General features: G+C 57.2%; 23 protein-coding genes. 9 read left to right on the top strand and 14 right to left on the bottom strand.

Features of this window, described 5'->3' with window-relative positions; genetic code table 11:
• Positions 1–17: 17 nt before the first annotated feature.
• A complete protein-coding gene (locus IM304_RS10000) occupies positions 18–245 on the bottom strand; it encodes a YejL family protein (protein ID WP_001135586.1) in 228 nt (75 codons plus the stop codon).
• A gap of 134 nt (positions 246–379) precedes the next feature.
• Between IM304_RS10000 and yejK the strand changes: the two genes are divergently transcribed.
• Complete coding sequence (yejK, locus tag IM304_RS09995) at positions 380–1,387, top strand: nucleoid-associated protein YejK (protein ID WP_148419878.1); 1,008 nt, start codon at positions 380–382, stop codon at positions 1,385–1,387.
• Between the two features lie 51 nt (positions 1,388–1,438).
• Here the strand turns inward: yejK and rplY are convergent, their stop codons facing one another.
• A complete protein-coding gene (gene rplY, locus IM304_RS09990) occupies positions 1,439–1,723 on the bottom strand; it encodes a 50S ribosomal protein L25 (protein ID WP_148419877.1) in 285 nt (94 codons plus the stop codon).
• 125 nt (positions 1,724–1,848) lie between these two features.
• Positions 1,849–3,609, bottom strand: a complete 1,761-nt coding sequence (locus IM304_RS09985; RefSeq protein WP_193355621.1) for a DEAD/DEAH box helicase — start codon at positions 3,607–3,609, stop codon at positions 1,849–1,851.
• A 151-nt stretch (positions 3,610–3,760) separates the two neighbouring features.
• Between IM304_RS09985 and rsuA the strand changes: the two genes are divergently transcribed.
• The 3 genes from rsuA to IM304_RS09970 all read left to right on the top strand — a co-directional run bounded on the left by rsuA (position 3,761) and on the right by IM304_RS09970 (position 6,304).
• Positions 3,761–4,468: a 16S rRNA pseudouridine(516) synthase RsuA gene (gene rsuA / locus IM304_RS09980; RefSeq protein ID WP_193355620.1), complete on the top strand. Its 708-nt coding sequence runs from the start codon at positions 3,761–3,763 to the stop codon at positions 4,466–4,468.
• Positions 4,469–4,483: 15 nt separating this feature from the next.
• The gene (locus tag IM304_RS09975) at positions 4,484–5,683 is read left to right on the top strand and encodes a Bcr/CflA family multidrug efflux MFS transporter (protein ID WP_148419874.1); all 1,200 of its coding nucleotides are present in this window, start codon (positions 4,484–4,486) and stop codon (positions 5,681–5,683) included.
• Between the two features lie 276 nt (positions 5,684–5,959).
• Entirely contained in the window at positions 5,960–6,304 is a 345-nt protein-coding gene (locus IM304_RS09970; RefSeq protein ID WP_148419873.1) for a YejG family protein, read from the top strand.
• Positions 6,305–6,307: 3 nt separating this feature from the next.
• Here IM304_RS09970 and yejF read toward each other — a convergent pair whose 3' ends face one another.
• The 9 genes from yejF to IM304_RS09925 all read right to left on the bottom strand — a co-directional run bounded on the left by yejF (position 6,308) and on the right by IM304_RS09925 (position 17,898).
• A complete protein-coding gene (gene yejF / locus IM304_RS09965; RefSeq protein ID WP_193355619.1) occupies positions 6,308–7,897 on the bottom strand; it encodes a microcin C ABC transporter ATP-binding protein YejF in 1,590 nt (529 codons plus the stop codon).
• A gap of 1 nt (position 7,898) precedes the next feature.
• The gene (locus IM304_RS09960) at positions 7,899–8,924 is read right to left on the bottom strand and encodes a microcin C ABC transporter permease (RefSeq protein ID WP_193355618.1); all 1,026 of its coding nucleotides are present in this window, start codon (positions 8,922–8,924) and stop codon (positions 7,899–7,901) included.
• Complete coding sequence (locus IM304_RS09955) at positions 8,924–10,018, bottom strand: microcin C ABC transporter permease YejB (protein ID WP_148419870.1); 1,095 nt, start codon at positions 10,016–10,018, stop codon at positions 8,924–8,926. Before IM304_RS09955 ends, IM304_RS09960 begins: the two co-directional genes overlap by 1 nt.
• Before the next feature lie 9 nt (positions 10,019–10,027).
• Positions 10,028–11,833, bottom strand: a complete 1,806-nt coding sequence (locus IM304_RS09950; RefSeq protein ID WP_176609873.1) for an extracellular solute-binding protein — start codon at positions 11,831–11,833, stop codon at positions 10,028–10,030.
• A gap of 75 nt (positions 11,834–11,908) precedes the next feature.
• On the bottom strand, positions 11,909–13,462 hold the full coding sequence (locus tag IM304_RS09945; protein WP_193355617.1) for a cyclic di-GMP phosphodiesterase: 1,554 nt from the start codon (positions 13,460–13,462) through the stop codon (positions 11,909–11,911).
• Between the two features lie 127 nt (positions 13,463–13,589).
• Complete coding sequence (mepS, locus tag IM304_RS09940) at positions 13,590–14,159, bottom strand: bifunctional murein DD-endopeptidase/murein LD-carboxypeptidase (RefSeq protein WP_148419867.1); 570 nt, start codon at positions 14,157–14,159, stop codon at positions 13,590–13,592.
• A 416-nt stretch (positions 14,160–14,575) separates the two neighbouring features.
• A complete protein-coding gene (locus IM304_RS09935; protein WP_193355616.1) occupies positions 14,576–15,289 on the bottom strand; it encodes a phosphatase PAP2 family protein in 714 nt (237 codons plus the stop codon).
• A 32-nt stretch (positions 15,290–15,321) separates the two neighbouring features.
• A complete protein-coding gene (locus tag IM304_RS09930) occupies positions 15,322–16,308 on the bottom strand; it encodes a GTP-binding protein (protein WP_193355615.1) in 987 nt (328 codons plus the stop codon).
• A gap of 123 nt (positions 16,309–16,431) precedes the next feature.
• Complete coding sequence (locus tag IM304_RS09925; RefSeq protein WP_193355614.1) at positions 16,432–17,898, bottom strand: mannitol dehydrogenase family protein; 1,467 nt, start codon at positions 17,896–17,898, stop codon at positions 16,432–16,434.
• Between the two features lie 205 nt (positions 17,899–18,103).
• Here IM304_RS09925 and uxuA point away from each other — a divergent pair, with 205 nt between their 5' ends.
• On the top strand, positions 18,104–19,294 hold the full coding sequence (uxuA, locus tag IM304_RS09920; RefSeq protein WP_148419863.1) for a mannonate dehydratase: 1,191 nt from the start codon (positions 18,104–18,106) through the stop codon (positions 19,292–19,294).
• An 81-nt stretch (positions 19,295–19,375) separates the two neighbouring features.
• Here the strand turns inward: uxuA and yeiP are convergent, their stop codons facing one another.
• Entirely contained in the window at positions 19,376–19,948 is a 573-nt protein-coding gene (gene yeiP / locus IM304_RS09915; RefSeq protein WP_008500940.1) for an elongation factor P-like protein YeiP, read from the bottom strand.
• A 164-nt stretch (positions 19,949–20,112) separates the two neighbouring features.
• On the opposite strand from yeiP, the gene IM304_RS09910 reads away from it, so the two are divergent.
• Positions 20,113–20,367, top strand: a complete 255-nt coding sequence (locus IM304_RS09910; protein WP_193355646.1) for a YkgJ family cysteine cluster protein — start codon at positions 20,113–20,115, stop codon at positions 20,365–20,367.
• Here the strand turns inward: IM304_RS09910 and setB are convergent.
• Positions 20,364–21,545 carry a sugar efflux transporter SetB gene (gene setB / locus IM304_RS09905; protein WP_148419862.1) on the bottom strand — a complete coding sequence of 394 codons (1,182 nt, stop codon included), beginning with the start codon at positions 21,543–21,545 and terminating at the stop codon, positions 20,364–20,366. The two genes, IM304_RS09910 and setB, sit on opposite strands and share 4 nt — an antisense overlap.
• A gap of 358 nt (positions 21,546–21,903) precedes the next feature.
• Between setB and fruB the strand changes: the two genes are divergently transcribed.
• The 3 genes from fruB to fruA are packed head-to-tail and all read left to right on the top strand — an operon-like array spanning position 21,904 to position 25,674.
• Complete coding sequence (gene fruB / locus IM304_RS09900; RefSeq protein WP_193355613.1) at positions 21,904–23,034, top strand: fused PTS fructose transporter subunit IIA/HPr protein; 1,131 nt, start codon at positions 21,904–21,906, stop codon at positions 23,032–23,034.
• A complete protein-coding gene (fruK, locus tag IM304_RS09895) occupies positions 23,034–23,972 on the top strand; it encodes a 1-phosphofructokinase (RefSeq protein WP_148419860.1) in 939 nt (312 codons plus the stop codon). The genes fruB and fruK overlap by 1 nt, the downstream gene beginning before the upstream one ends.
• Positions 23,973–23,988: 16 nt before the next feature.
• Positions 23,989–25,674 carry a PTS fructose transporter subunit IIBC gene (gene fruA / locus IM304_RS09890; protein WP_193355612.1) on the top strand — a complete coding sequence of 562 codons (1,686 nt, stop codon included), beginning with the start codon at positions 23,989–23,991 and terminating at the stop codon, positions 25,672–25,674.
• Positions 25,675–25,718 lie beyond the last annotated feature (44 nt).

Below are 25,718 nucleotides of genomic sequence, written 5' to 3'. Positions count from 1 at the left end.
ACTGTTGTTCGTTTCCCTTAGTGTGCCTGGTCGTCGCTAACGGAGGACTGCAAGGCCTGGGCGAAAGATTTGGCGATCGCCTGACGCTGAGCCGGAGCAACGCTGGTATTGATAAGGTTGGTAACCATATTTCCCAAAACCATCAGGGAGAGATCGGTTGGCGTTTTATGTTTTTCCAGTACGTTGACCAGCTCACTGAGCAGTTGTTCAACGTGTTCGTCACTGTAGCGGGAATGTTGTGGCATAAATCAAAATCAGTTTGTTGAGAGAAGGGCGACATATTACCGTAGCAACAGCTTTTTTTCCCCTTTTTTATCTTCTGTTGCACACATGCGTTGGTGGTGGTTGAATACCGCCCGGTCTAAAAGGAGAGTTTATCATGAGTCTGGAAATCAACCAGATTGCCCTGCACCAGCTTATCAAGCGTGATGAGCAAACCCTTGAAGTGGTGCTACGCGATTCGTTACTGGAACCAACGCCTACCGTTGTCGAGATGATGGCGGAGTTGCATCGCGTCTACAGCGCGAAAAATAAAGCCTATGGCTTGTTCAGCGAGGAGAGCGAACTGGCGGATAGCCTGCGCCTGCAGCGTCAGGGTGAAGAGGATTTCCTGGCATTCAGCCGCGCAGCGACTGGCCGTCTGCGTGACGAACTGGCGAAATATCCGTTCGCCGATGGCGGTATCGTCCTGTTCTGCCACTATCGCTATCTGGCGGTAGAGTATCTGCTGGTTAGCGTGCTGAATAATCTGAGCAGCATGCGCGTGAACGAGCAGCTGGACATCAGCTCAACGCACTATCTGGACATCAACCATGCGGATATCGTGGCGCGTATCGATTTGACCGAATGGGAAACCAACCCGGAGTCAACCCGCTACCTGACCTTCCTGAAGGGCCGCGTGGGGCGCAAAGTGGCGGATTTCTTTATGGACTTCCTCGGTGCCAGCGAAGGCCTGAACGCCAAAGTGCAGAACAAAGGTCTGCTACAGGCGGTGGATGACTTTACGGCCGAGGCGCAGCTTGATAAAGCCGAGCGGCAGAACGTGCGCCAGCAGGTTTACAGCTACTGCAACGAGCAGCTGCAGGCGGGTGAAGAGATTGAGCTGGAGTCGCTGTCCAAAGAGCTGGCGGGCGTTAGCGAAGTCAGCTTCCAGGAGTTCACCGCGGAAAAAGGCTACGAGCTGGAGGAGAGCTTCCCGGCGGATCGCAGCACGCTGCGTCAGCTGACCAAATTTGCCGGCAGCGGCGGTGGGTTAACCATCAACTTTGATGCGATGCTGCTCGGGGAACGTATCTTCTGGGATCCGGCTACCGACACGCTGACCATTAAAGGCACGCCGCCGAACCTGCGCGATCAGCTTCAGCGTCGCACCTCTGGCGGCAAGTAACAGCCATAAAAAAACCCCGCAGAAGCGGGGTTTTTCTCGACAGGTTTGCGATTACGCGCGAACGAAGTCGATGTGAGTCAGTTTTGGCTTGAACGCGTGACGCTGAACAGCCTGAACCTTCACTTTTTCTTCTTTACCGCCAACAACGATGGTCAGAACTTCGCTGTAGAATTCAGCTTTGTTCTGCATGTTCCATACTTTGTCGTGATCCAGTTCGATAGCAACTGGAGCAGCTTCGCCACCGTAAACGATAGCCGGGAACTTGTTAGCGTTACGCAGGCGGCGGCTCGCACCCTTACCCTGCACGTTACGTACTTCTGCTTCGATAGTGAACATTGATTTCTCTCTGTATTTAAAACCCTACTACAGGCGACCCAGCAGCAGGTGAGTGTTCTGCCTCACGGATGTGAAGCGGGCGGCATTTTATACTCAAATGGCGCGCGCATCAACGAAAAGTCCCGTTAACCGCGCAATTCATTTGCCCGGCGGAACCGTCCTTCATAGTCAAAGACCTTCTCACGCACCTGCCAGAACTGGCCTTTTTTGCGGGCGACAACAAAATCAGGATGGCGCAGCAGCGCCTGTTGATGCACGATGTCGGCAACGGTTATCCAGCGCAGCGGCACGCCGGGCGTGCGGGTATGAGGGCGGATAAAGAGCTGCTCGAAAGCGGTCCGCTGGGCGGGCGTCTGAACCCTGAAGCGCTCGCTCACGTCCGCCCCGTCCTCGTCGTAATAGGTAATCTTTAGCCACTCGCCTTTTTCATCCGCGCCGGGCTGCAGCGCCATGCCGGAACAGCGCAGCACCAGCGCATCCTTCAGCTTCAGCGCCGCTTTCAGCATGTCGTCCGGGTCTACCAGAACCGTGTCGCACTCGCGGCAGCGGCGGGCGGCGATATCGTTCTCGGCGTTGCACTGCGGACAATTTTTAAAGCGAAAGCGGAAGTCACACTGTTCGCGATGGCCTTCATCGTCTTCAAACCAGCCCTGGCAGCGGCGGCCAAAGTGTTCAATCAGCGTGCCGTCGGCGGTGGTTTTCCCCCAGAAGGTGTTGGCAAACCCGCAGGCCGGGCAAAATACCTGTACCGGCACGTTGTCGCTTTTGCCTTTTGGCGTGCCCACTTCCGGGGAGTAGAGATCGTGCGGATTACCGGCGTAATCGAGGATCAGACAGTCGGTTTTGCCCGGGGCCAGGCGCAGCCCGCGCCCGACAATCTGCTGATACAGGCTGACGGATTCGGTCGGGCGCAGAATCGCAATCAGGTCGACGTGCGGGGCGTCAAACCCGGTGGTTAATACGGAGACATTCACCAGATAGCGGAACCGCTGGGCTTTGAAGGCCTCAATCAGGCTGTCGCGCTCCGTGCCGGGGGTTTCACCGGTAATCAACGCCGCGTCGCTTACGGGCAGCAGCCCCGTGATTTCGCGCGCGTGTTCGACGGTGGCAGCAAAAATCATCACCCCTTTTCGCGTTTGGGCGAACTCTTCAATCTGGCTGACGATATGCGGCGTGATCCGCTTCTGCTTTTTCAGCTCGTGATTAAGGTCCGCTTCGCTGAACAGCCCGTTACTCTGCGCCTGCAGGCGGCTGAAGTCGTACTGCACCACCGGCATATCCAGACGCTCCGGCGGCGTCAGGTAGCCGTGCTTGATCATGTAGCGCAGCGGAAGCTCATAGATGCAGTCGCGGAACAGGGCCTTCTCATCCCCGTGAACCATGCCGTGATAATGAAACTGATAAATCCAGCCCTTGCCCAGACGAAACGGCGTGGCGGTCAGGCCAAGCAGACGTAAGTGAGGATTCACCTCTTTCAGGTGCGTGAGGATTTGCTGATACTGGCTGTCGTCGTCATCGCTGATGCGGTGACACTCGTCGACAATCAGCAGGGAAAACTCGCTGCGGAACAGATCCAGGTTGCGGGCCACCGACTGCACGCTGCCAAACACCACCTTGCCGTGGCTCTCCTTGCGCTTCAGCCCGGCGGCAAAGATATCGGCCTCCAGGCCGAGCGCGCAATATTTGGCGTGATTCTGCGCCACCAGCTCTTTGACGTGCGCCAGCACCAGCACGCGCCCGCGCGCCAGACGCGCCAGTTCGGCGATGACCAGGCTTTTCCCGGCTCCGGTCGGGAGCACGATGGCGGCAGGTTCCCGGTGCCTGCGAAACCAGGCGAGGGTGGCGTCAACGGCTTCCTGCTGATAGGGGCGTAGTGTAAAAGTCATGACATCTCTATTCAGTTAACTCGCATATAGTATGCCACGAAACTTTTTCCCTTGAGTGGCGCAACCAGACCATTATACTGAACCGTTTCTGACTGCTTCTTTTTCGGACGCGTAGTCCGACTTCCAGCACCATTAAGGCTAAAAAGATTTCATGCGACTTGATAAGTTTATCGCTCAGCAACTCGGCGTAAGCCGCGCTATTGCCGGGCGTGAAATTCGCGCCAGCCGCGTAACCGTGGACGGCGACATTGTGAGAGACAGCGCTTTTAAACTCCAGCCTGACCACCAGGTGGAGTATGACGGCAACCCGCTGACCCAGCAGAACGGCCCGCGCTATTTTATGCTCAACAAACCGGAAGGTTACGTGTGCTCAACGGACGATCCGGATCATCCGACGGTGCTCTACTTCCTTGATGAACCTGTGGCGCACAAGCTGCATGCGGCAGGGCGACTGGATATTGATACCACCGGCCTGGTGCTGATGACCGATGACGGTCAGTGGTCGCACCGTATTACCTCCCCGCGCCATCACTGTGAAAAAACGTATCGGGTGACGCTTGAGTCGCCGGTCTCGGATGACACGGCAGAGCAATTCGCGAAAGGCGTTCAGCTGCATAATGAAAAAGATCTGACCAAACCGGCGGTGCTTGAAATCATCACCCCAACCGACGTGCGCCTGACCATCAGTGAAGGCCGCTATCACCAGGTGAAGCGTATGTTTGCCGCCGTGGGCAACCACGTTGTGGGCCTGCACCGTGAACGTATCGGCGCGATTGAACTCGATCCGGAACTGGCGCCAGGTGAATATCGCCCGCTGACGGAAGAAGAGATCGCCAGCGTCGGGCTGCCATCACGCTAAATTCAGGAGAACCCTGTGACCACCAGGCCACACTCGTCGTTTAAAATCGTGTTTATCCTTGGCCTGCTGGCCATGCTGATGCCGCTGTCTATTGATATGTACCTGCCCGCGCTGCCGGTGATTTCCGCGCAGTTTGGCGTTCCGGCAGGCAGCGCGCAGATGACGCTCAGCACCTACATTCTCGGTTTCGCGCTCGGCCAGCTTTTTTATGGCCCCATGGCAGATAGCCTGGGGCGTAAACCCGTTATCCTCGGCGGGACGCTGATCTTTGCCGCGGCGGCGGTGGCCTGCGCGCTGGCGCAGAGTATCGATCAGCTGATCGTGATGCGTTTCTTCCATGGCCTGGCGGCGGCTGCGGCAAGCGTGGTGATAAACGCGCTGATGCGCGACGTCTATCCGAAGGAAGAGTTCTCGCGCATGATGTCGTTCGTCATGCTGGTCACGACAGTTGCGCCGCTGGTTGCCCCCATGGTGGGCGGGGCGGTGCTGGTGTGGTTTAGCTGGCATGCGATTTTCTGGATCCTGGCGATTGCCGCGCTGCTGGCATCGGTGATGATCTTCGTCTTTATTGATGAAACGCTGCCCGTCGAGCGCCGTCAGAAGTTCCACGTCCGTACCACGCTTGGAAACTTTGCCTCGCTGTTTCGCCATAAGCGCGTCCTGAGCTATATGCTGGCAAGCGGCTTCAGCTTTGCCGGGATGTTCTCGTTCCTTAGCGCGGGGCCATTTGTCTATATTGAACTCAACCACGTTTCACCCCAGCACTTTGGCTACTACTTCGCGCTGAATATCGTCTTCCTGTTTGTGATGACCATCATCAACAGCCGCTTTGTCCGGCGGGTAGGGGCGCTGAATATGTTCCGCGCCGGGCTGTGGATCCAGTTCGTGATGGCCATCTGGCTGGTGGTGAGCGCACTGCTGGGCGTTGGCTTCTGGGCGCTGGTGGTGGGCGTGGCGGCGTTTGTGGGATGCGTGTCGATGGTCTCTTCTAACGCGATGGCGGTGATCCTCGACGAATTTCCCCATATGGCGGGCACCGCTTCGTCGCTGGCGGGGACGTTCCGCTTCGGTATCGGCGCCATTGTCGGCGCGCTGCTCTCAATGGCGACCTTTAATACCGCCTGGCCGATGCTGTGGGCGATAGCGTTCTGCGCCACCAGCTCCATTCTCTTCTATCTTTATGCCAGCCGGCCGCGTAAGACGGCGCATAAATAAACAGTTAAGGCCCGGTACGGGCCTTTTTGTTGACCCATATCAACCAACCCTCCGTTCGTTTACCCTGTGTTTGTTTCTTTTATGTAAAATCTATTTATGTAAAAAGTCACACCATTGTATTTAAAAAGGTTGAGTTAGATCGCAGAAACGGGTACATATAGCGCCGACGTGAGCCTGTAACGCTTATAAAATCTGCTAAATAGTGCAGGCTGGCGATGATGTGTTACTATAAATGTAAATAAATTGTGAAGTAAATTTGCTTCCGGGGAAATGAACGTGAATACATTACAACTCTCCATTGTCCATCGCTTGCCCCAGAGCTATCGCTGGTCAGCGGGTTTTGCAGGTTCGAAAGTTGAACCGATTCCGCAAAGCGTTGCAGGGGGAGATAATTGCCTGGTGGCGCTCAAGCTGCTCAGCCCGAGCGATGAAAACGCGTGGCCGGTAATGGAGCGTCTCAGCCAGGCGCTGACGGACATCGAAGTGGACAGCTCCGTGCTGGAATGCGAAGGGGAGCCGTGCCTGTTCGTCAACAGCCAGGACGAATTTGCCGCGACCTGTCGCCTGAAAAACTTCGGCGTAGCGATCGCCGAGCCGTTCTCCGGCCACTATCCCTTCTGAGTGCTAGTCAGCGGACAATAGCTGGCGCGTGTAATCCTGCGTCGGCGCAGTGAATACGCGCTGGCACTCACCCTGCTCAACGACCTCTCCCTGTCGTAACACAATCACCTGATGGCAAAGCGCGCGCACTACCTGTAAATCGTGGCTGATAAAGATATAGGCCAGCCGATGTTTTTCCTGTAACCCCTTCAGAAGCGCCAGGATCTGCGCCTGCACGGTGCGGTCCAGCGACGACGTGGGTTCGTCCAGCACGATCAGCGCCGGTTTCAGGATCAGCGCGCGGGCAATCGCAATGCGCTGGCGCTGCCCGCCGGAAAACTCGGCCGGGTAGCGGTGCCGGGTTTCGGGATCTAAACCCACTTCCGCCATCACCCGTTTCACCTCGTTTTCACGCTGCCGCGCCGTCAGCGCAGGCTGGTGAACGCGCAGGCCCTCTTCAACAATCTGCAGCACGCTGAGCCGTGGGTTAAGCGACGAGTTGGGATCCTGAAATACGACCTGCATCCGCGGGCGGACGGGCAGCAGCGCGCGGCGATTCAGGTTTTGCAGCGGCACGCCGTCAAAAACAATGCTGCCCCGGGAAGCGATTAAGCGCAGCAGCGCCAGGCCGGTGGTGCTTTTTCCGGAGCCGGATTCACCCACCAGACCCAGCGACTCGCCCGGACGCAGCGAGAAGCTCATGTTTTTCACCACGGGGTTGTAGGCGACCACGCGGCGGAAAATGCCTTTGCGGATCGGGAACGACACCGCCAGATCCTCAACCTTCAGCAACGGCGCGCTGCCGGCGTCCAGAGGAACCGGGTCGCCGGAGGGTTCGCTATCCAGCAGGCGCTGCGTATACGGGTGCTGAGGCGCGCTCAGCAGGGCAGATGCCGTATTCTGCTCCACGCAGCGGCCGTTTTGCATTACGGCTACCGCGTCAGCGAGCTTTCTCACGATGCTCAGGTTGTGCGTGATAAACAGCAGGCTCATGTTCAGCTCGTCGCGCAGTTCGCGCAGCAGCTGGAGAATTTGCGCCTGCACCGTGACGTCCAGCGCGGTGGTCGGTTCATCGGCAATCAGCAACTCGGGACGCGTCAGCAGGGCCATTGCAATCATCACGCGCTGGCGCTCGCCGCCGGAAAGCTGGTGCGGGAAATCGTTCAGCCGTTTCGCCGCATTGCGAATGCCGGTACGTTCAAGGCAGTCGAGGATCTCGCCCCGGGCCGCTTCTTTGCGCATTCCCCGGTGGAGCGACAGCACTTCCCAGAGCTGTTTTTCCAGCGTATGCAGCGGGTTGAGCGACACCATCGGCTCCTGGAAAATCATGGCTATCCTGTTGCCACGGATGCCGCGCAGGGTGCGCTCGTCGGCGTTCAGCAGCGATTGTCCATGGAACAGGATATCCCCCTGCGGGTAGCTTACCGGCGGGGAAGGCAGCAGGCGCAGCACCGACAGCGCCGAGACGCTCTTACCTGAGCCGGATTCCCCCACCAGCGCCAGCGTCTCGCCGCGCTGGATCTGTAGCGATAAATCCGTCACCACGGTGCGCGACTCGCCCTGTTTTGAAAACGCAATCGACAGATTTTCAATACTCAGAAGGGGCCGGGTCATGTCATACCGCCTTGTTGGGGTCGAAGGCATCGCGGACGGCTTCGCCAATAAAAATCAGCAGGGAAAGCAGCACCGCCACGGAAAGAAAGGCGGTGATGCCCAGCCAGGGAGCCTGGAGGTTGTTTTTGCCCTGCAGCAGCAGCTCGCCAAGGGATGGCGAACCCAGGGGTAAACCGAATCCGAGGAAATCAAGCGATGTCAGGGTGGTGATGGAGCTGCACAGTATAAACGGCAGGAAGGTGAGGGTCGCCACCACCGCATTGGGGAGCATATGGCGGAAGATGATTGCGCGGTCGCTCACGCCTAACGCCTGCGCGGCGCGGATATAGTCGTAGTTGCGCGTGCGCAGAAACTCCGCGCGCACGACGCCGACCAGCGCCATCCAGCCGAACAGGACGGTGATCCCGAGCAGCCACCAGAAGCCAGGCTGCACCACGCTCGACAGCAGGATAATCAGAAACAGCGTCGGCATGCCGGACCAGACCTCAATCACGCGCTGTCCCCACAAATCGATTTTCCCGCCGTAATAGCCCTGTACGGCGCCCGCCACGACGCCCATCACGCTTGAAAAGAGCGTCAGCATCAGCCCAAACAGAAGCGAGATGCGGGTACCGTAGAGAATGCGCGCCAGCACATCGCCGCCGTTCGCGTCCGTTCCCAGCCAGTTTTGCGATGACGGCGGAGAAGGGAAGGGGGTGGACGTGGCAAAGTTAATGCTGTTCGCGCCAAACCGAATGGGAGCCCAGAGCGCCCAGCCGTGCTGCGCTATCTGCTCGCGCAGCCACGGATCCTGATACTCGGCCGGCGTCGCAAACGGGCCGCCAAAATCGCTTTCGGTGTAGCTGGCAAGCACCGGCACGTACCAGCGGTCTTTGAAATGCACCAGCAGGGGCTTATCGTTGGCAATCAGCTCCGAACACATACTTAAAACGAACAGTACGGCGAAGATCCACAGCGACCAGTAGCCGCGACGGTTGTGGCGAAAGCGGGCCCAGCGGGCCTGGTTGACGGGGCTTAAACGCGACATCAGCGGCCCTCAAAGTCGATACGGGGATCGACCAGCGTATAGCTGATATCGCTGATGATATTCAGCAGCAGGCCGATCAGGGTGAAAATGTAGAGCGTGCCGAACATGACCGGATAATCACGGGAGACGGTGGCCTCATAGCCCAGCAGCCCTAATCCGTTCAGGGAGAACATGACCTCTATCAGCAGCGAGCCGGTAAAAAACATGCTGATGAACGTGGCGGGAAAACCGGCAATGACCAGCAGCATGGCGTTACGAAAAACGTGCTTCCACATGATCTGCTTTTCGCCAACGCCCTTGGCGCGCGCGGTGACGACGTACTGTTTGCGGATCTCATCGAGAAAGGCGTTTTTGGTCAGCATCGTAAGCGCCGCAAAGCCGCCGATCACCGTCGCAAGCACCGGCAGCGTGATGTGCCAAAAGTAATCGGTGATTTTCTGATACCACGGCAGGGTGTCGAAATCAGCTGACACCAGCCCGCGCAGCGGGAAGAGGTCGAAGTAGCTGCCGCCGGCGAAAAAGACAATCAGCAGCACGGCGAACAGAAACGCCGGGATGGCGTAGCCGATGATGATAAACGTGCTGCTCCAGATATCAAAACGGCTGCCGTTGTGGACCGCTTTACGGATCCCGAGCGGAATGGAGACCAGGTAAATAATCAGCGTCCCCCACAGCCCGAGCGTGATGGAAACCGGCAGGCTTTGTTTGATCAGGGTTAACACCGAGGCGCTGCGAAACAGGCTGTCGCCGAAATCAAAGCGAACGTAATCCCAGAGCATGCTGAAATAACGCTCGTGAAGCGGCTTGTCGAAACCATAACGATGGGTGATCTCGGCGATCACCTCCGGGTCCAGCCCCCGGCCGCCCCGGTAGTGGCTTTCACTGATATTCCCCACGCCGGTGCGGGCATGGCTGGCGCCCATTCCTTCGCCGCCGCCGCCCGGCATGCCGCCGGCGTGGCCAAATTCTATTGCCGCAATCGCCTGGTCGACCGGGCCGCCCGGAGCAATCTGGACGATGAAAAAGTTAATGGTGATGATGGCCCACAGCGTCGGGATAACCAGCAGCAGACGGCGGATAAGATAAGCGCCCATCGTAATTCCTTAACGCCGCTCTGCGGGCAGTTTTGCGGCTTTATTCACGTCATACCACCAGGTGTCAAAGCCCAGGGTGTAAACGGGACGCACGGCAGGCAGGGAGAATTTGTCCCAGCGCGCCACGCGATCTTCACCCATATACCACATTGGCAGCATGTAATAGTTCCAGGTTAACACCCTGTCGAGCGCGCGCCCGAGCGGAAGCAGTTTTTCTTTGTCGCCCTGGGCGGCCACGATTTTCGCAATCAGGGCATCGACCACCGGGCTTTTGACGCCCGGGGCGTTATAGGAGGAGTCGATATAGCCTGATGCCCAGGAGATTTGCAGATCTGAGCTCGGCCACGGCTGCGCGGCCCACAGGCTTTGCATCATGTCGTAATCGCGGCTGCGCTTGCGGTTGGTGAGCTGGGCCATATCGACCTGGCGAATATTCATCGTTACCCCAAGCCGGGCAAGGTTCTTCTTAAAGGGCAGCACCCACTGATCGTTTGCCCCGGAGGCAATCAGCAGTTCGAAGCTCAGCGGTTTACCGGTTTGGGCATTGACCCGCTTCTGATTTTTCAGCACCCAACCCGCCTCATCCAGCAGGCTGCTGGCTTTCAGCAGGTTTTCGCGGTCGAACCCGTTGCCGTCAGAGGTAGGGGGCTCAAATACGCGGGTAAATACTTCCGGCGGCAGTTCCGCTTTTAGCGGGGCCAGCAAAACCAGCTCATCCGCGTGGGGGTAATCCCGGGCGGCGTACTCGGTATTCTGGAAATAGCTGTTAGCCCGGCTGTAGGCCCCGTAAAACAGCGCCTTGTTCATCCATTCAAAATCAAACGCCAGGGTAATCGCTTCGCGCACCCGACGATCGTGAAAGACCGGGCGCTGAATATTAAACGCCAGCCAGCGCGTGTCCTGCGCGGATTCGTTTTTATGTTCGTCCTTAACGATATAGCCTCTGTCGAAGTTTTTACCGATATAGCGGGTGGCCCAGTTTTTGGCACTGTTCTCCACGCGCAGATCAAACGCGCCTGCCTTAAACGCCTCAAAGGCCACGTTGTCGTCAAGATAGTAGTCGTAGCGTAGGGTATCGAAGTTCCAGCGGCCGCGGTTTACCGGCAGCCCGGCAGCCCAGTAGTCCTTCACGCGGGAATAGATCACATACTGGCCCATCCGCCAGTCGGTGATGCGATACGGCCCGCCGGCTAACGGCGGGGTCGAGAGAGGATCGCTCAGCTTGTGGTGCTTCCAGAATGACTCGGGCATCACGGGCAGTGAGAACAGGCTCAGCATATTCTCTTTGTTCGGTTCGCTCAGCTCGATTCGTACGGTCAGCGGGGCGATGGCCTTTACCGTGGTGCCTTTGTACACCAGACGAAACTGGGGAACGCCCTCGGTCATAAATTTATGAAAGGTGAACGCCACGTCGCGGGCGCTAACCGGGGTGCCGTCGTGAAAGCGCGCCCGCGGGTTAAGGGCGATTTCTGCCCAGCTAAAATCGTCGGCGTAACGCACGTTCTCGGCAACCAGCGGATAATAGCTGCCGGGCTCGTCGTCGGAGGTGACGAACAGCGTGTCGTAAAGCGATTCGGTCCGGGCTGCCGCCACGCCGCGCAGGGCAAAGCGGTTAAAGTTATCAAACGTGCCCGTGGCGGAAAGCGTCACGCTCCCGCCTTTGGGCGCGGCGGGGTTCACGTAATCGTAGTGGGTAAAGTTAACCGCGTATTTCGGCTCACCTATGACGGCAAAGGCCGTGCTTTCTTTGATGGTCTGCGCCTGGCCGGGCAGGCTCACCAGCGCCAACAGCATCAGTACAACGCGCATAATCATAGTGCGGCGGATCCCTTTGTTCACAGGCAGGCTCGGTTGAACAGAATAATAAGTGACTGCGCCGCGATTGTGAAATTATTCCCCGAGCGTAACGCTGGGCTGCCACGTCTTAAACTGCTCCAGCGGCATCGGGCGGCCGATCCAGTAGCCCTGGAGATAGTTCACGCCGTGCTCGCGCAGCCACGCCGCCTGCTCCGGCGTTTCGACGCCCTCTGCGACGGTTAACATATTCAGGCGTCCCGCCAGCGTCAGCACCGCATCAAGCACTGGCGAGGTCACGGTTTCCGTCCCAATAGCGTTCACGAAACCGCGGTCAATTTTCAGGTAATCCATCGTGAAGCGTTCTAAATAGATGAGCGCGCTGTGACCGGTGCCAAAATCGTCGATGGCGATTTCAAATCCTTCATCGTGCAGCCATTCGAACAGCTGGTTAGCCTCGCGGTGGTTGATCATGTCGCGCTCGGTTATTTCCAGCACAATCTGGAAGTGATCGGGGGGAAGGGCGGCGGCAAACGTGCGCATATCCTCTTTAAAGCTTTCCGAATGCAGATGACCGGGCGCGATGTTTATTCCAAACTTGGCGCCGGGGGGAAGCAGGGTTTGCAGAACGGGGGCATCGCGCACGATAAGGTCAAAAAGATGCAGCGTCAGCGGAACAATCAGCTTCTGCGCTTCGGCAAAATTGATAAACGCGTCCGGTGGGATTTCGCCCATCACCGGGTGCTTCCAGCGCATCAGGACTTCCAGTCCGGTCATCCTGAGCGACTGCGCATCCACGACCGGCTGATAGACCACGTAGAACTGGTCGCGCTTGATGGCCGTGAGGATCTCTTTTCCGGGATTAAGTCGAATAGTGAGAATATAGAAGTTCAGCAGACCTGCCGCGATGCCGCAGACCAGGCCGAAAAACACGGCGTAGAGCAGTTCATCGGTCGTCCACTCTTGCGCGTAGACGTTTACGGTCAGAGGAATATTTTTCAGCGTGGCGGTGCGGGCAGGGACGTCGGGCAAATCCCGCGCCTGAACCAGCATTCCGGACTGGGTGGATAACGCGGAATCGCCAATAACGATCGATATTCCGGCAAATTCATCCTGACGTGACGTATAGAGAAGGTAAGGCGTCAGGTTGATGTTCACGGAGGTAAATACGCCGCCGTCTTTCACCAGCGGATTACGATACCAGATGGCGATCGCGGGCTTATCCGGGAGCATGGGCGTGCCCGGCAGAAGCGCGATATCAACAGGTTTGCTGATATGTAGCTGAGGGATAAGCGTTTCCATCGGGGTATTCATCGGACCTGTTGCCGACGAGCAGAAGGCCTGTTTATCCCTGACCAGCAAAAAGGCGCGCACGTTAAGGCTGAAGGCCGCGCGCGAGGTCAGCGCCGCGCTGACTTCGTCACAGCTGTTCAGCGTGAGCGGCTGGAGCGTATCAATGGAGGTTTTGAGCTCGTCGAAAAAGCTCTCCATGTAGACGCTTAAATCCGTAATGAGGGTATCGTACCTGACTTCTCGCTTGTGATAACTCCAGTAAAACTGTAACGCACCCAGAAGCAGGGCGGTAAATAACCCCGTCAGAAAACTGAGAAACAGTATCCTGCGGTTGCTGGAGAAGTAGCGGGTAAACATAGATGTCGTGATTCCTGAAATGCCGCTGAATAACTATCAGTGTAACGGGCAAAAAAAAACACTGCCGGAGCAGTGTTTTTTTTATCGTATCGCCAGCCAAGGGATAACCAACGATACGACAGCAAGATTAACTGCGGCTCAGAACGCGGCGCGCTTCGTTGTAGCGCTTCTTCCAGTAAGGCTCGTTCATGCTGGAAATCGTCACACCACTGCTGGTGGAGGCATGGACAAACTGATCGTTACCGATATAGATACCAACGTGTCGACCGGTTGAACCCGCTTTGAACAGAACTAAATCCCCGGTGCGCAGCTTAGAACGCGAAATGGACTTGCCCATCTCCTGCTGTTCATAAGTAGAACGCGGAAGATCTAACCCAAACTGCTCGCGGAACGTACGCTGTACGAATGCGGAACAGTCAATACCTTTCTTGGTGCTGCCGCCCAGGCGATAGCGCACGCCCTTCCAGTCAGCATACTGGTCCATAATGCGGGACTTCACGTCCAGATTACGTACCATATTTTCAAATTCATCCTGAGAGGCTTGCAGTGAAGAGGAATCTTCCATTCCCACAACACGCGTCTCAGGATGCATATTCCTGGCGGTATTGGTTGTACTACATGCCGAAAGCAGAACCGCTACTGCAATCGCCGGGATCCCCCGCATGATATATCTCAAGATTGGTTGAGATTTGACCATTTTGTTTATTTTCCCTTGAAGTCCTTAACGAAAAAAATCGTTATAAAAATGCCAACCGTGACGAGACTAATTATCTGTTCACAATGAGACAATTCTTTATGGTGAAAACTGTGGCGCAACGCACAAAATTATTCACCACGAAAATAATTATCTCCGTGGGGCAAAACGAGTTCGAGGTTAACCGATTGCAAGGGGCATTGCGAGCAAAAAAGTCTGATTTTTTATAAGAAATTGTGATACACAACGTTACAGCGCGCAATTGCTCAAAATACCGTCGACGATGCCTGTAAACCCTGCAATTACTTCATTTTTATCACGAACGGTATGACGGGATGATGACAGCGTGGCGCGCGTCGGGGACGAAAGAAATCAGGGATCGAAAACAATCCCTGATGAATGATGTTAATTTTGGTTATTTATTTGTTTTCGGTTTGTTTGAATTTACCGGGAAGATAGCGATCAAACATCATTATTAAGCGATCGCTGAGCGGGGTCATCAGAACCCATGGTAAACCAATCAGCACCGCCGTAAGCGAACCCACCGCGATATCGGTCAGCCAGTGAGCGCCAATCATCACCCTCGGGAATGCAAATATCACCACGATCGCCAGAGCTACCGCGAAGGCTTTTTTACCGAAATAGCGCAGCATAAAGCCGGCGAAAATCAGCAGCATCATACCGTGGTCGCCCGGGAAGCTATCCTTAGAGGCGTCTTTTGTCGGAATGTGCAGCAGCTCGCTGACGCGGTTAATATTCGGGAAGGTGAGCGACGGGCTGGCGCGTTTAACCGGCATCAGGTGCTGCGCCAGCTGGTTGATGATGACCGCGGACAGCAGCATCACCAGGCCGATAATCAGAATGCGTCGACGACCCGCGCTGTCCTCTTTTAGCCAGAAGGAGAGCATCAGGCAGCCCATTGCCAGCAGCGAACAGCCGTCAAAGGCGCGGTTGTTGGTGATCGCGACCAGCCACAGGAAGGCCTCACTCTTCGCCAGCGCCTGGTTAAAGAAGTGGAAAAGACCAGAATCCAGCGGGAACCAGAAGCCGTGATCCACCGGGATATACCAGGAGAAAAAGATCGCCAGGCCGGCAGCATTAAGCAATAAAATAGCAGGAAGTCGAGTCGTCATAGTCTTCAGCACGCAATAAACCAGGGGCAACGTTAGCCGCCCGAACTTAAACGAAGCTTCAACAGGGTGGACTGAAGAGCGTTCCAGTCGGCGTTAACCGCACTTATTAACTCTATTCGGCTGTCGGGTGGCGCAACATTCTGCGTTTCAATGAAGAAATCCTCGCCCTGACGGTTAATGCGAACCAGCCCATCCGGGGTGCGCATGATCCCCTTAACCCGTTCAACCGGGGCCAGCCTCGCCCACTCCAGTATGCCAATGGTATCGAAAACCGTGTCGGCGTCGAAGATCCACCCGCACGCCTGATGCCCCTGGCCGCTGTTCAGGTTACGACGCCAGCGCTGATGTTCTGGCAGGCTCAGCGCAGCCAGACCGTGCTTCACGCCGTGGCTATGGGAATGCGCCGCGCTGGCAGGCAGCGGCGTCTGGTTGAGGCGGGGGAGATCCAGCAGGGCGCCATCGATATTACCCTGAGTCGCCTGAACAAACTGACGTCCGCCGCCAGCCTGCTGCCACCAGGCCTCAAACGCGGCCTGACTCTCGGCCGTCGCGCGATCGGATTTATTCGCCACGATAATATCTGCCGAGGCGAGCTGGTCGCGGAAATTGTCGTTATTAACCGCTTTTTCATCCAGCAGCTGGCGCGGATCGAGCAGGCAAAGCGTCGCGCGGAGCTCAAGCCAGGGCTCGTATACCGGCGCGGTCAGTAAATCGAGAATTTGCTTCGGATGACCCAGCCCGGTAGGTTCAATCAGCAGGCGGTCCGGTTTGCCCTGACGCAGCAGCGTATTAAGCCCGACCTGCATCGGCAGACCATTCACGCAGCACATACACCCGCCCGGGATCTCTTTTACCATCGCGCCGCTGTCGGCGAGCAGCGCGCCGTCGATGCCGACTTCGCCAAATTCGTTTACCAGCACGGCCCATTTTTCCGACGGATCTTTATTGGACAGCAAATGCAGGATGGACGTAGTTTTACCGCTGCCGAGAAAACCGGTGATCAGGTTGGTTTTGGTCACGTGCGCTCCGATAGATAATTGTGATGTGCTAACAGCTATCTATCATCCTGACGAAAAAAACGGGCAATGAGAAGAGGGAGGGCGAACGGAGCGCAATGCCGTTCGCCATAAACGCAATTATCGCTAAATTTTTAACGTTTCGATAACGGCCTGGCGCGCGCCGAGGCGGGCGATGCGCCGGTACGCCCCGGCTATCGCGTCGACAAAGACAGGGTTTTGCGGCAGGTCGTCGCCAAAAATTTCTTTCAGCGTCAGCAGGGCGCTAACGCGCTCCGCGTCGCTGCTGGCTTCAGCAATCGCCCTAAACTTTTCGCTCAGCGGATCGCGCACGTCAATGGCGTTGCCCTGGTCGTCCGTCCCGCTGACGTAGCGCATCCAGCCTGCGACGCCCAGCGCCAGCAGTGGCCAGGGGGTCTGGCGCGCAAGATGCACGCGGATCCCGTCCAGCATGCGTTGCGGCAGCTTCTGGCTACCGTCCATTGCAATTTGCCAGGTGCGGTGCTGTAGCGCCGGGTTCGCAAACCGCTCGATGAGGCTGTCGGCATACGCCGTAAGATCGACGTCGGTGATGCGCAGCGTTGGCGCTTGCTCGTTCAGCATCAGCCTGCGGGCGGCCTCGCGGAAGCTGTCGTCCTGCATACATTCATTAATATGCGCGTGTCCGGCAAGGTAGCCGAGATAAGCGAGGAAGGAGTGGCTGCCGTTCAGCATCCGCAGCTTCATCTGCTCCCAGGGCAGAACGTCCTGCACCATCTGCACGCCTGCAGCTTCCCACTCCGGTCGTCCGGCGACAAAGTTATCTTCCACCACCCACTGAATGAACGGCTCACAGCTGATGGCACACGGATCGTCAACGCCCAGCTCCCGGGTAATTTCCGCGAGCGAGGCGTCGGTGGCGGCGGGAACAATTCTGTCGACCATGGTGCCAGGGAAGCTCACGTGCGCCTCTATCCATCCGGCCAGCTCTGCGGACCGCTTCGCGGCCATGCCGAGTACGGCGTTTTTCACAACGTGGCCGTTGTCGGGGATATTATCGCAGGAGAGCACGGTAAACGCCGGCAGCCCCCGCTCCCGGCGGCGATGAAGCGCTTCGACCAGGATCCCCGGCGCGGAATGCGGCTCGGAAGGGTGTTCCAGATCGTGAAGTATGCGGTCGTTTTGCATGTCCAGCCTGCCGGTTGCCGGATCGATGCAATATCCCTTTTCGGTAATGGTGAGCGAGACAATCGCCACCTGCGGTTCGCAGAACTTTTCGATAATGGCTGCCAGCGAGTCGAGTTTCGCATTCAGGCATTCATTTACCGCCCCGACGATGATGGGCTGGTTGCCATCGGCGCCTTTCTCCAGCACGGTGAACAGATGATCCTGCGCCCTAAGCTGGCTCATGAGGACATCGCCGCTAAAAAGGCTAATTTCACAAATACCCCAGTCGCCTCCTCTGGCGTTAAGTACCCGGTTTGTTAACAGCGCCTGATGCGCCCGATGGAACGCGCCGAAGCCGAAATGGACGATGCGGGAGCGCAGTAGCGCGCGATCGTATCGGGGCTGCTGGACGTGGGCAGGAAGCGCGGTGGAGGCAATAGTCTTCATGAAGTACACACCTGATTAACCATTAATTAACAATGCCAGTGTAAAGTTATATGACAACAAAATGAATTGGTAAGCCGTAAATATCCCCGTTATGTGAGTTTGATCAATCAATACCGCCTGCTGTATTGACCACTGACGGTAAACATGTATGGTAGTCGTCATCGAAGATAATCATATTGGTATAACAACTTGAGAGGGTGGGGCAATGGAACAAACCTGGCGTTGGTACGGGCCGAACGATCCGGTTTCTCTTGATGATGTGCGTCAGGCTGGCGCAACGGGTGTGGTTACTGCGCTGCATCATATTCCGAACGGCCAGGTTTGGCCGGTTGAGGAAATTCAAAAGCGTCAGGCACAGCTGGCCGAGAAAGGGCTAACCTGGTCTGTTGTGGAAAGCATTCCGGTTCACGAAGATATCAAAACGCATTCCGGCGAGTGTGAAACCTGGATTGCGAACTATCAGCAAAGCATTCGTAACCTGGCGGCCTGCGGTATTGATACCGTCTGCTATAACTTTATGCCGATTCTGGACTGGACGCGTACCGATCTGGAATATGAAATGGCGGACGGTTCAAAGGCCCTGCGCTTCGATCAGATTGCCTTTGCGGCTTTTGAGCTGCACATTCTGAAGCGTCCGGGTGCGGAAGCAGATTACACCGCCGATGAGCAGCAGCAGGCGCTGGCGTGGTTCAATGCCGCCAGCGAAGCGGAGAAAGAAAAGCTGGTCCGCAACATCATCGCTGGCCTGCCGGGTGCGGAAGAAGGGTATACCCTCGACAGGTTCCGCGCGCGCCTGGCGGAATATGGCGATATCGATAAAAACCAGCTGCGCGAAAACATGGCGCACTTCCTGCGCGCTATCGTGCCGGTGGCTGAAGAGGCTGGCGTGCGGCTGGCGGTTCACCCGGACGATCCTCCGCGCCCCATCCTTGGCCTGCCGCGTATCGTATCGACCATTGAAGACATGCAGTGGCTGAAAGAGACGGTGGATAGCATCTATAACGGCTTCACCATGTGTACGGGCTCTTACGGCGTGCGTGCGGATAACGATCTGGTGCGGATGATTGAAACCTTCGGCGATCGCATTCACTTCACGCACCTGCGCGCAACCTGCCGTGAAGAGAACCCAAAAACCTTCCACGAAGCCGCGCACCTGGGCGGTGACGTGAACATGGTTGCGGTGGTGGACGCCATTCTGACGGAAGAGGCGCGCCGGAAGAAGGCGGGGGATTTACGTCCTATCCCGTTCCGTCCGGACCACGGCCACCAGATGCTGGACGATCTGCGTAAGAAAACGAACCCAGGGTATTCGGCGATTGGCCGTCTGAAGGGCATGGCGGAAGTGCGCGGTATTGAGCTGGCGCTGAAAATGACGAAATATCCAGAGTTGCTGTAAAGGGTGTCGTCGGACTATCCGACCAGCAAAAATACAAAAACCGGCCTCAGGGCCGGTTTTTCGTGAGATACGCTGAGCGTATCAGTCAGCGCGACCCATATAGCGTTTTTCTTCGATATGGATGCGGATTTTCTCACCAGCAGACAGGTATTCTGGCACCTGTACGACCAGGCCGGTGGTCAGGGTAGCCGGCTTGTTACGCGCGCTCGCAGACGCGCCTTTGATGCCCGGTGCCGTTTCAACGATTTCCAGATCGACCGTCTGCGGCAGCTCCAGCGCCAGCAGCACGCCGTCCCAGGTCAGCACCTGCATGTCCGGCATCCCGCCTTCAGGAATGAACAGCAGCTCTTCTTCAATCTGATCTTTGGTGAAGATATACGGGGTGTAGTCTTCTTTATCCATGAACACGTATTCGTTGCCGTCGATATAGGAGAAATCAACGTAGCGACGGGTCAGGGTCACGGTATCCACGATATCGTCACCTTTGAAGCGTTCTTCCACCTTCAGGCCGGTACGGACGTCGGCGAAGCGCATTTTGTACAGCGTTGCTGCGCCACGGGCGCTCGGTGCCTGAATATCGATATCTTTCACAATCAGCAGTTTGCCGTTGTAATTCAGTACCATACCTTTCTTAATTTCGTTCGCTCTTGGCATTGCAGTAATCCTGTTTACGGGAGGTAAAAAATATCGCGCCAAATTACTCGCGCGCGGCCTTTCAGGCAAGCGGAATTCGTGGGTTTTGCTATCAATACATAAAAGGTGTTACTGTGCGCGCAATGCCCGACCGCACGGGCGTTTGCCACCAGCAGAGAGCATTTATGGATTGTCGTTCCGACTGTGGCGCGTGCTGTACCGCACCGTCCATCTCAAGCCCCATTCCAGGAATGCCGGACGGCAAGCCTGCCAATACCCGCTGCGTTCAGCTCTCTGATTCCAACCAGTGTATGATCTTTGGCTCGCCCCTGCGCCCGAAGGTGTGCTCCGGCCTACAGCCAACCGCCGAAATGTGCGGCAGTACGCGGCAGCAGGCCATCACCTATCTTCTTGAGCTGGAAGCGCTCACCGCGCCTTAAACGTCCTTAATACGCGTCAGGCAGCCTAACGTCAGGACGCACATCACCAGCGCAATCCAGAACACCGTATGATAGTTCCAGATTTCAGCCACGATGCCCGCCAGCGAGCCTGCAATAATCCAGCCCACGCGGGTGGTATTAGTATAAAGGGTGGTGGCAGCGCCTGCCTGACCCGGCATCAGATCCTGGAAGTAGAGCATGCCGATACCGGCCAGAATGCCGATATAAATGGCGTTCAGCAGCTGTAAAGCAAGCAGCAGAGCGGGCGTATGGACCGTCAGCATGCCGACATAAAACAGCAGCCCGGCAGCGGCGGCGATGCGCATCAAAAAGCGCTTTCCGAAACGCTTCGCATAATAGCCCGCAATCAGCATGGTGGGGATCTCAAGCCCTGCGGCGGTACCCATCATGATCCCGGCCAGCTTCTCGGGCAGATGCAGCTCATCAATAATAAACAGCGGCATATTAATGATATACAGGCTGTTCGTTCCCCACATCAGCGTACAGATAATGAATAACAGCAGCGCGTCGCGCCGGTTACGCCGCGGTGCTTCCAGCGTACCGGTCGCCACTTTTGGCTCTTTACGCATGGATGGCAGAAAGAACCAGACCATCGCGCCGCACACCACGAAGGCTACCGCCGCGCTGAGGTACATCACCGTAAAGCCAAAACCCATTGCCAGCGCGTAGGCGAGCGGGGGACCAATCACCCACGCCAGCGACACCTGAGCGCGCAGTATCGAGCTGAACATCACCGCTTCCCGCCCGGTACGGTCGGCGTGCTCGCGGGCAAGGGCGAACATCTGCGGGTTGGCGGTGGAGCCGAAGCTGCTCAGGAACACGCCCACAAACAGCAGGATGAAATAGTTACGGTTCCAGGCAAACAGCAGGCAGGCAAACACCCCTAGCAGGCAGCAGAACACGATCAGGCTTTTGCGGTCGCCTTTGCGGTCTGAACGCCCGGCAAGAAACTGGCTGACGAGAATGCCGATGATGGCGCTCCCGGTAAAAAAGAAGCCGACCATCGCCGGACGCGCGTGGACTTCATTGGTCAGAAACAGGCTCAGGGTAGGCGTTTGTAACGCACCGGCAATCCCGGTGAGGAAAGCGACTATCAAAAACGCCGTTGACGTCAAATCAAAGGGCTTTGGTGAGGCGGCAGCGGGGGTGTTATGCATGGTCAGTATTTGCGAGTGTCAGGGAGACGCGGAGTTTACGCCGCCCGTCATTAAATAAACAGAGGGTGAGGTCAAGATTGCCACAAAAAATCAAAATGCCATTTCAGTTTATTGAGCCTGCGCTGAAGCGTGCTGAACCTGTTTGCTGAACATCAGCAAAACGTCACGGTGTGAAGAAGAAATGTGCTGCACTTCTAAATTCTGAAACACGAAACGTAACTTTTCTTGCAACCTTCTGAAGAAAAGACAAGACTTCTTGAAACGTTTCAGCGCTATTTTGTTTGTCCTGATGGAGCAGGTTAGCGCCTACTTTCTCAGTTAAGCTGAAACGATTCAATTTCAGCAGGAGAGGAGAACCATGTTCCAGTTATCTGTTCAGGATATCCACCCGGGCGAACAGGCCGGGAATAAAGAAGAGGCTATTCGCCAGGTCGCCGCTGCTCTCGTGCAGGCTGGCAACGTGGCTGACGGCTACGTCAACGGCATGCTGGCGCGCGAGCAGCAGACCTCCACCTTCCTCGGCAACGGCATTGCTATCCCTCACGGCACCACGGACACCCGCGACCAGGTGCTGAAAACCGGCGTACAGGTTTTCCAGTTCCCGCAGGGCGTGCTCTGGGGAGACGGTCAGGTGGCTTACGTGGCTATCGGCATCGCGGCCAGCGGTGACGAACACCTGGGCCTGCTGCGTCAGCTGACCCACGTGCTGAGCGATGACTCCGTCGCTGAACAGCTTAAATCCGCGACCACCGCTGAAGAGCTGCGCGCCCTGCTGATGGGCGAAAAGCAGAGTGAAGCGCTGAAGCTCGACAATGAAACCCTGACGCTGGACGTCGTCGCTTCCGATCTGGTCACCCTCCAGGCGCTGAATGCGGCGCGCCTGAAAGAGGCGGGCGCGGCTGATGCCGTCTTCGTCACGCGCGTCATCAACGACAGGCCGCTGAACCTGGGCCAGGGCATCTGGCTGAACGACAGTGCTGAAGGCAACCTGCGCAGCGCTATCGCCGTCAGCCGCGCTGCTGTTGCCTTTGACGCAGACGGCGAGCGTGCGGCGATGCTGGTGACCGTCGCCATGACCGACGACCAGCCGGTTGCCGTGCTGAAGCGTCTGGGTGACCTGCTGCTGAACAATAAAGCTGAAAAACTGCTGAACGCCGACGCGGCAACGGTGCTGGCGCTGTTGACCAGCGACGATGCGCTGAAGGACGACCTGCTGAGCGCAGAGTACGTGGTGCGTAACGAACACGGCCTGCATGCCCGTCCGGGAACCATGCTGGTGAATACCATTAAACAATTTGAGAGCGAGATCACCGTGACCAATCTGGATGGTTCGGGTAAGCCTGCCAACGGGCGCAGCCTGATGAAAGTCGTCGCGCTGGGCGTGAAGAAAGGACACCGCCTGCGTTTCACCGCGCAGGGAGCAGATGCTGAACAGGCGCTGAAAGCGATTGGCGATGCCATCGCTGCCGGTCTGGGGGAGGGCGCATAATGAGCAGACGTGTTGCGACCATTACGCTGAACCCGGCCTACGATCTGGTGGGCTTCTGCCCGGAAATCGAACGTGGCGAAGTTAACCTGGTGCGAACCACCGGCCTGCATGCCGCAGGGAAAGGAATTAACGTGGCGAAAGTGCTGAAAGATCTCGGCATCGACGTCACCGTTGGCGGATTCCTCGGTAAAGACAACCAGGACGGTTTTCAGCAGCTGTTCAGCGAGCTGGGCATCGCTAACCGTTTTCAGGTTGTACAGGGCCGTACCCGTATCAACGTAAAGCTGACCGAGAAAGACGGTGAAGTGACCGATCTGAACTTCTCGGGCTTTGAGGTTACCCCGTCTGACTGGGAGCGCTTCGTTGCCGATTCCCTGAGCTGGCTGGGACAGTTTGACATGGTGTGCGTCAGCGGCAGCCTTCCGTCCGGCGTCAGCCCGGAAGCCTTTACCGACTGGATGACCCGCCTGCGCAGCCAGTGCCCTTGCATTATTTTCGACAGCAGCCGCGATGCGCTGGTCGCCGGACTGAAAGCCTCTCCATGGCTGGTTAAGCCTAACCGCCGTGAGCTGGAGATCTGGGCTGGCCGTAAGCTGCCAGAATTAAAGGATGTGATTGACGCTGCCCATGCGCTGCGCGAGCAGGGTATCGCTCACGTAGTGATTTCGCTTGGCGCAGAAGGTGCCCTGTGGGTTAACGCCTCCGGGGAATGGATTGCTAAACCCCCTTCAATGGAAGTGGTCAGCACCGTGGGGGCCGGGGATTCCATGGTTGGCGGCCTGATTTATGGCCTGCTGATGCGGGAATCCAGTGAACATACCTTACGTCTTGCTACCGCCGTTGCGGCCCTGGCCGTAAGCCAGAGCAACGTCGGCATTACCGATCGTACCCAGTTAGCCGCGATGATGGCGCGCGTTGACTTAAAACCGTTTAACTAACAGCAGGAGAGGAATAATGAAAACGCTGCTGATCATTGACTCCGGTCTCGGACAGGCTCGTGCCTATATGGCGAAGACCCTGCTGGGCGCGGCGGCACAAAAAGCGCACCTGGATATCATTGATAACCCGGGTGATGCCGAAATGGCGATTGTTCTGGGCGATAAAATCCCCGCTGACAGCGCCCTGAACGGCAAAAAAGTGTGGCTGGGCGATATTAATCGCGCGGTGGCACACCCGGAACTGTTTCTGAGCGAAGCAAAAGGTCATGCCGCGGTTTACAGCGCACCCGTTGAGGCGGCGCCGGTTGCGGCCAGCGGGCCGAAGCGCATCGTCGCGGTAACGGCGTGCCCGACGGGCGTGGCTCATACCTTTATGGCGGCTGAAGCCATTGAAACCGAAGCGAAAAAACGCGGCTGGTGGGTGAAGGTTGAAACCCGTGGCTCCGTGGGCGCAGGTAACGCCATCACGCCGGAAGAGGTCGCTGAAGCCGATCTGGTTATCGTGGCGGCAGATATCGAAGTGGATCTGGCGAAGTTTGCCGGCAAGCCGATGTATCGCACCTCTACCGGCCTGGCGCTGAAGAAAACCGCGCAGGAATTTGACAAGGCGCTGGCGGAAGCCAAACCGTATCAGGCAACCGGTGCGGCTAAAACCCCGACCGAAGGGAAAAAAGAGTCTGCGGGCGCGTATCGCCACCTGCTGACCGGCGTCTCCTACATGCTGCCGATGGTGGTGGCGGGCGGCCTGTGTATTGCGCTCTCCTTCGCCTTCGGTATCGAAGCGTTTAAGGAGCAGGGCACGCTGGCGGCGGCGTTAATGCAGATTGGCGGTGGCTCCGCCTTCGCGCTGATGGTGCCGGTACTGGCTGGCTTTATCGCCTTCTCTATTGCCGACCGTCCGGGCCTGACCCCGGGTCTTATCGGCGGCATGCTGGCGGTAAGCACCGGTTCAGGCTTTATTGGCGGTATTATTGCTGGTTTCCTGGCAGGCTACGTGGCGAAGCTGATTAGCTCGAAGCTGAAGCTGCCGCAGAGCATGGAAGCGCTGAAGCCGATCCTGATCATCCCGCTGATTTCCAGCCTGGTGGTGGGGCTGGCAATGATTTACCTGATCGGTAAGCCGGTCGCGGGCATTCTGGAAGGCCTGACCCACTGGCTGCAAACCATGGGAACGGCGAACGCGGTTCTGCTGGGCGCTATCCTCGGCGGTATGATGTGTACCGACATGGGTGGTCCGGTAAACAAAGCGGCATACGCGTTTGGCGTTGGCCTGCTGAGTACCCAGACCTATGCGCCGATGGCGGCGATCATGGCGGCAGGCATGGTGCCACCGCTGGCGCTCGGCCTGGCGACGATTATTGCCCGTCGTAAGTTCGATAAAGCGCAGCAGGAAGGTGGGAAAGCGGCGCTGGTGCTGGGCCTGTGCTTCATTACCGAAGGCGCAATCCCGTTTGCTGCGCGTGACCCAATGCGCGTTCTGCCCTGCTGTATCGTAGGCGGTGCGGTAACGGGCGCCATCTCTATGGCGGTGGGTGCGAAGCTGATGGCGCCGCACGGCGGTCTGTTTGTTCTGCTGATCCCAGGCGCAATCACTCCGGTGCTGGGTTACCTGCTGGCGATTGTTGTCGGTACGCTGGTGGCGGGCCTGTCTTACGCGGTGCTGAAGCGCCCGGAAGCGGAAGCGGTCGCCAAAGCGGCATAAGCGTTAACGCAATAAAAAAGCCGGGTCGCATTACGCGCCCGGCT

Source organism: Enterobacter cloacae complex sp. P40C2 (genome assembly GCF_014930695.1).
Classification (GTDB): Bacteria; Pseudomonadota; Gammaproteobacteria; order Enterobacterales; family Enterobacteriaceae; genus Enterobacter; species Enterobacter pasteurii.
Note: the sequence above shows the minus strand (reverse complement) of the source record. Positions and strands in the feature narration are given on the sequence as shown.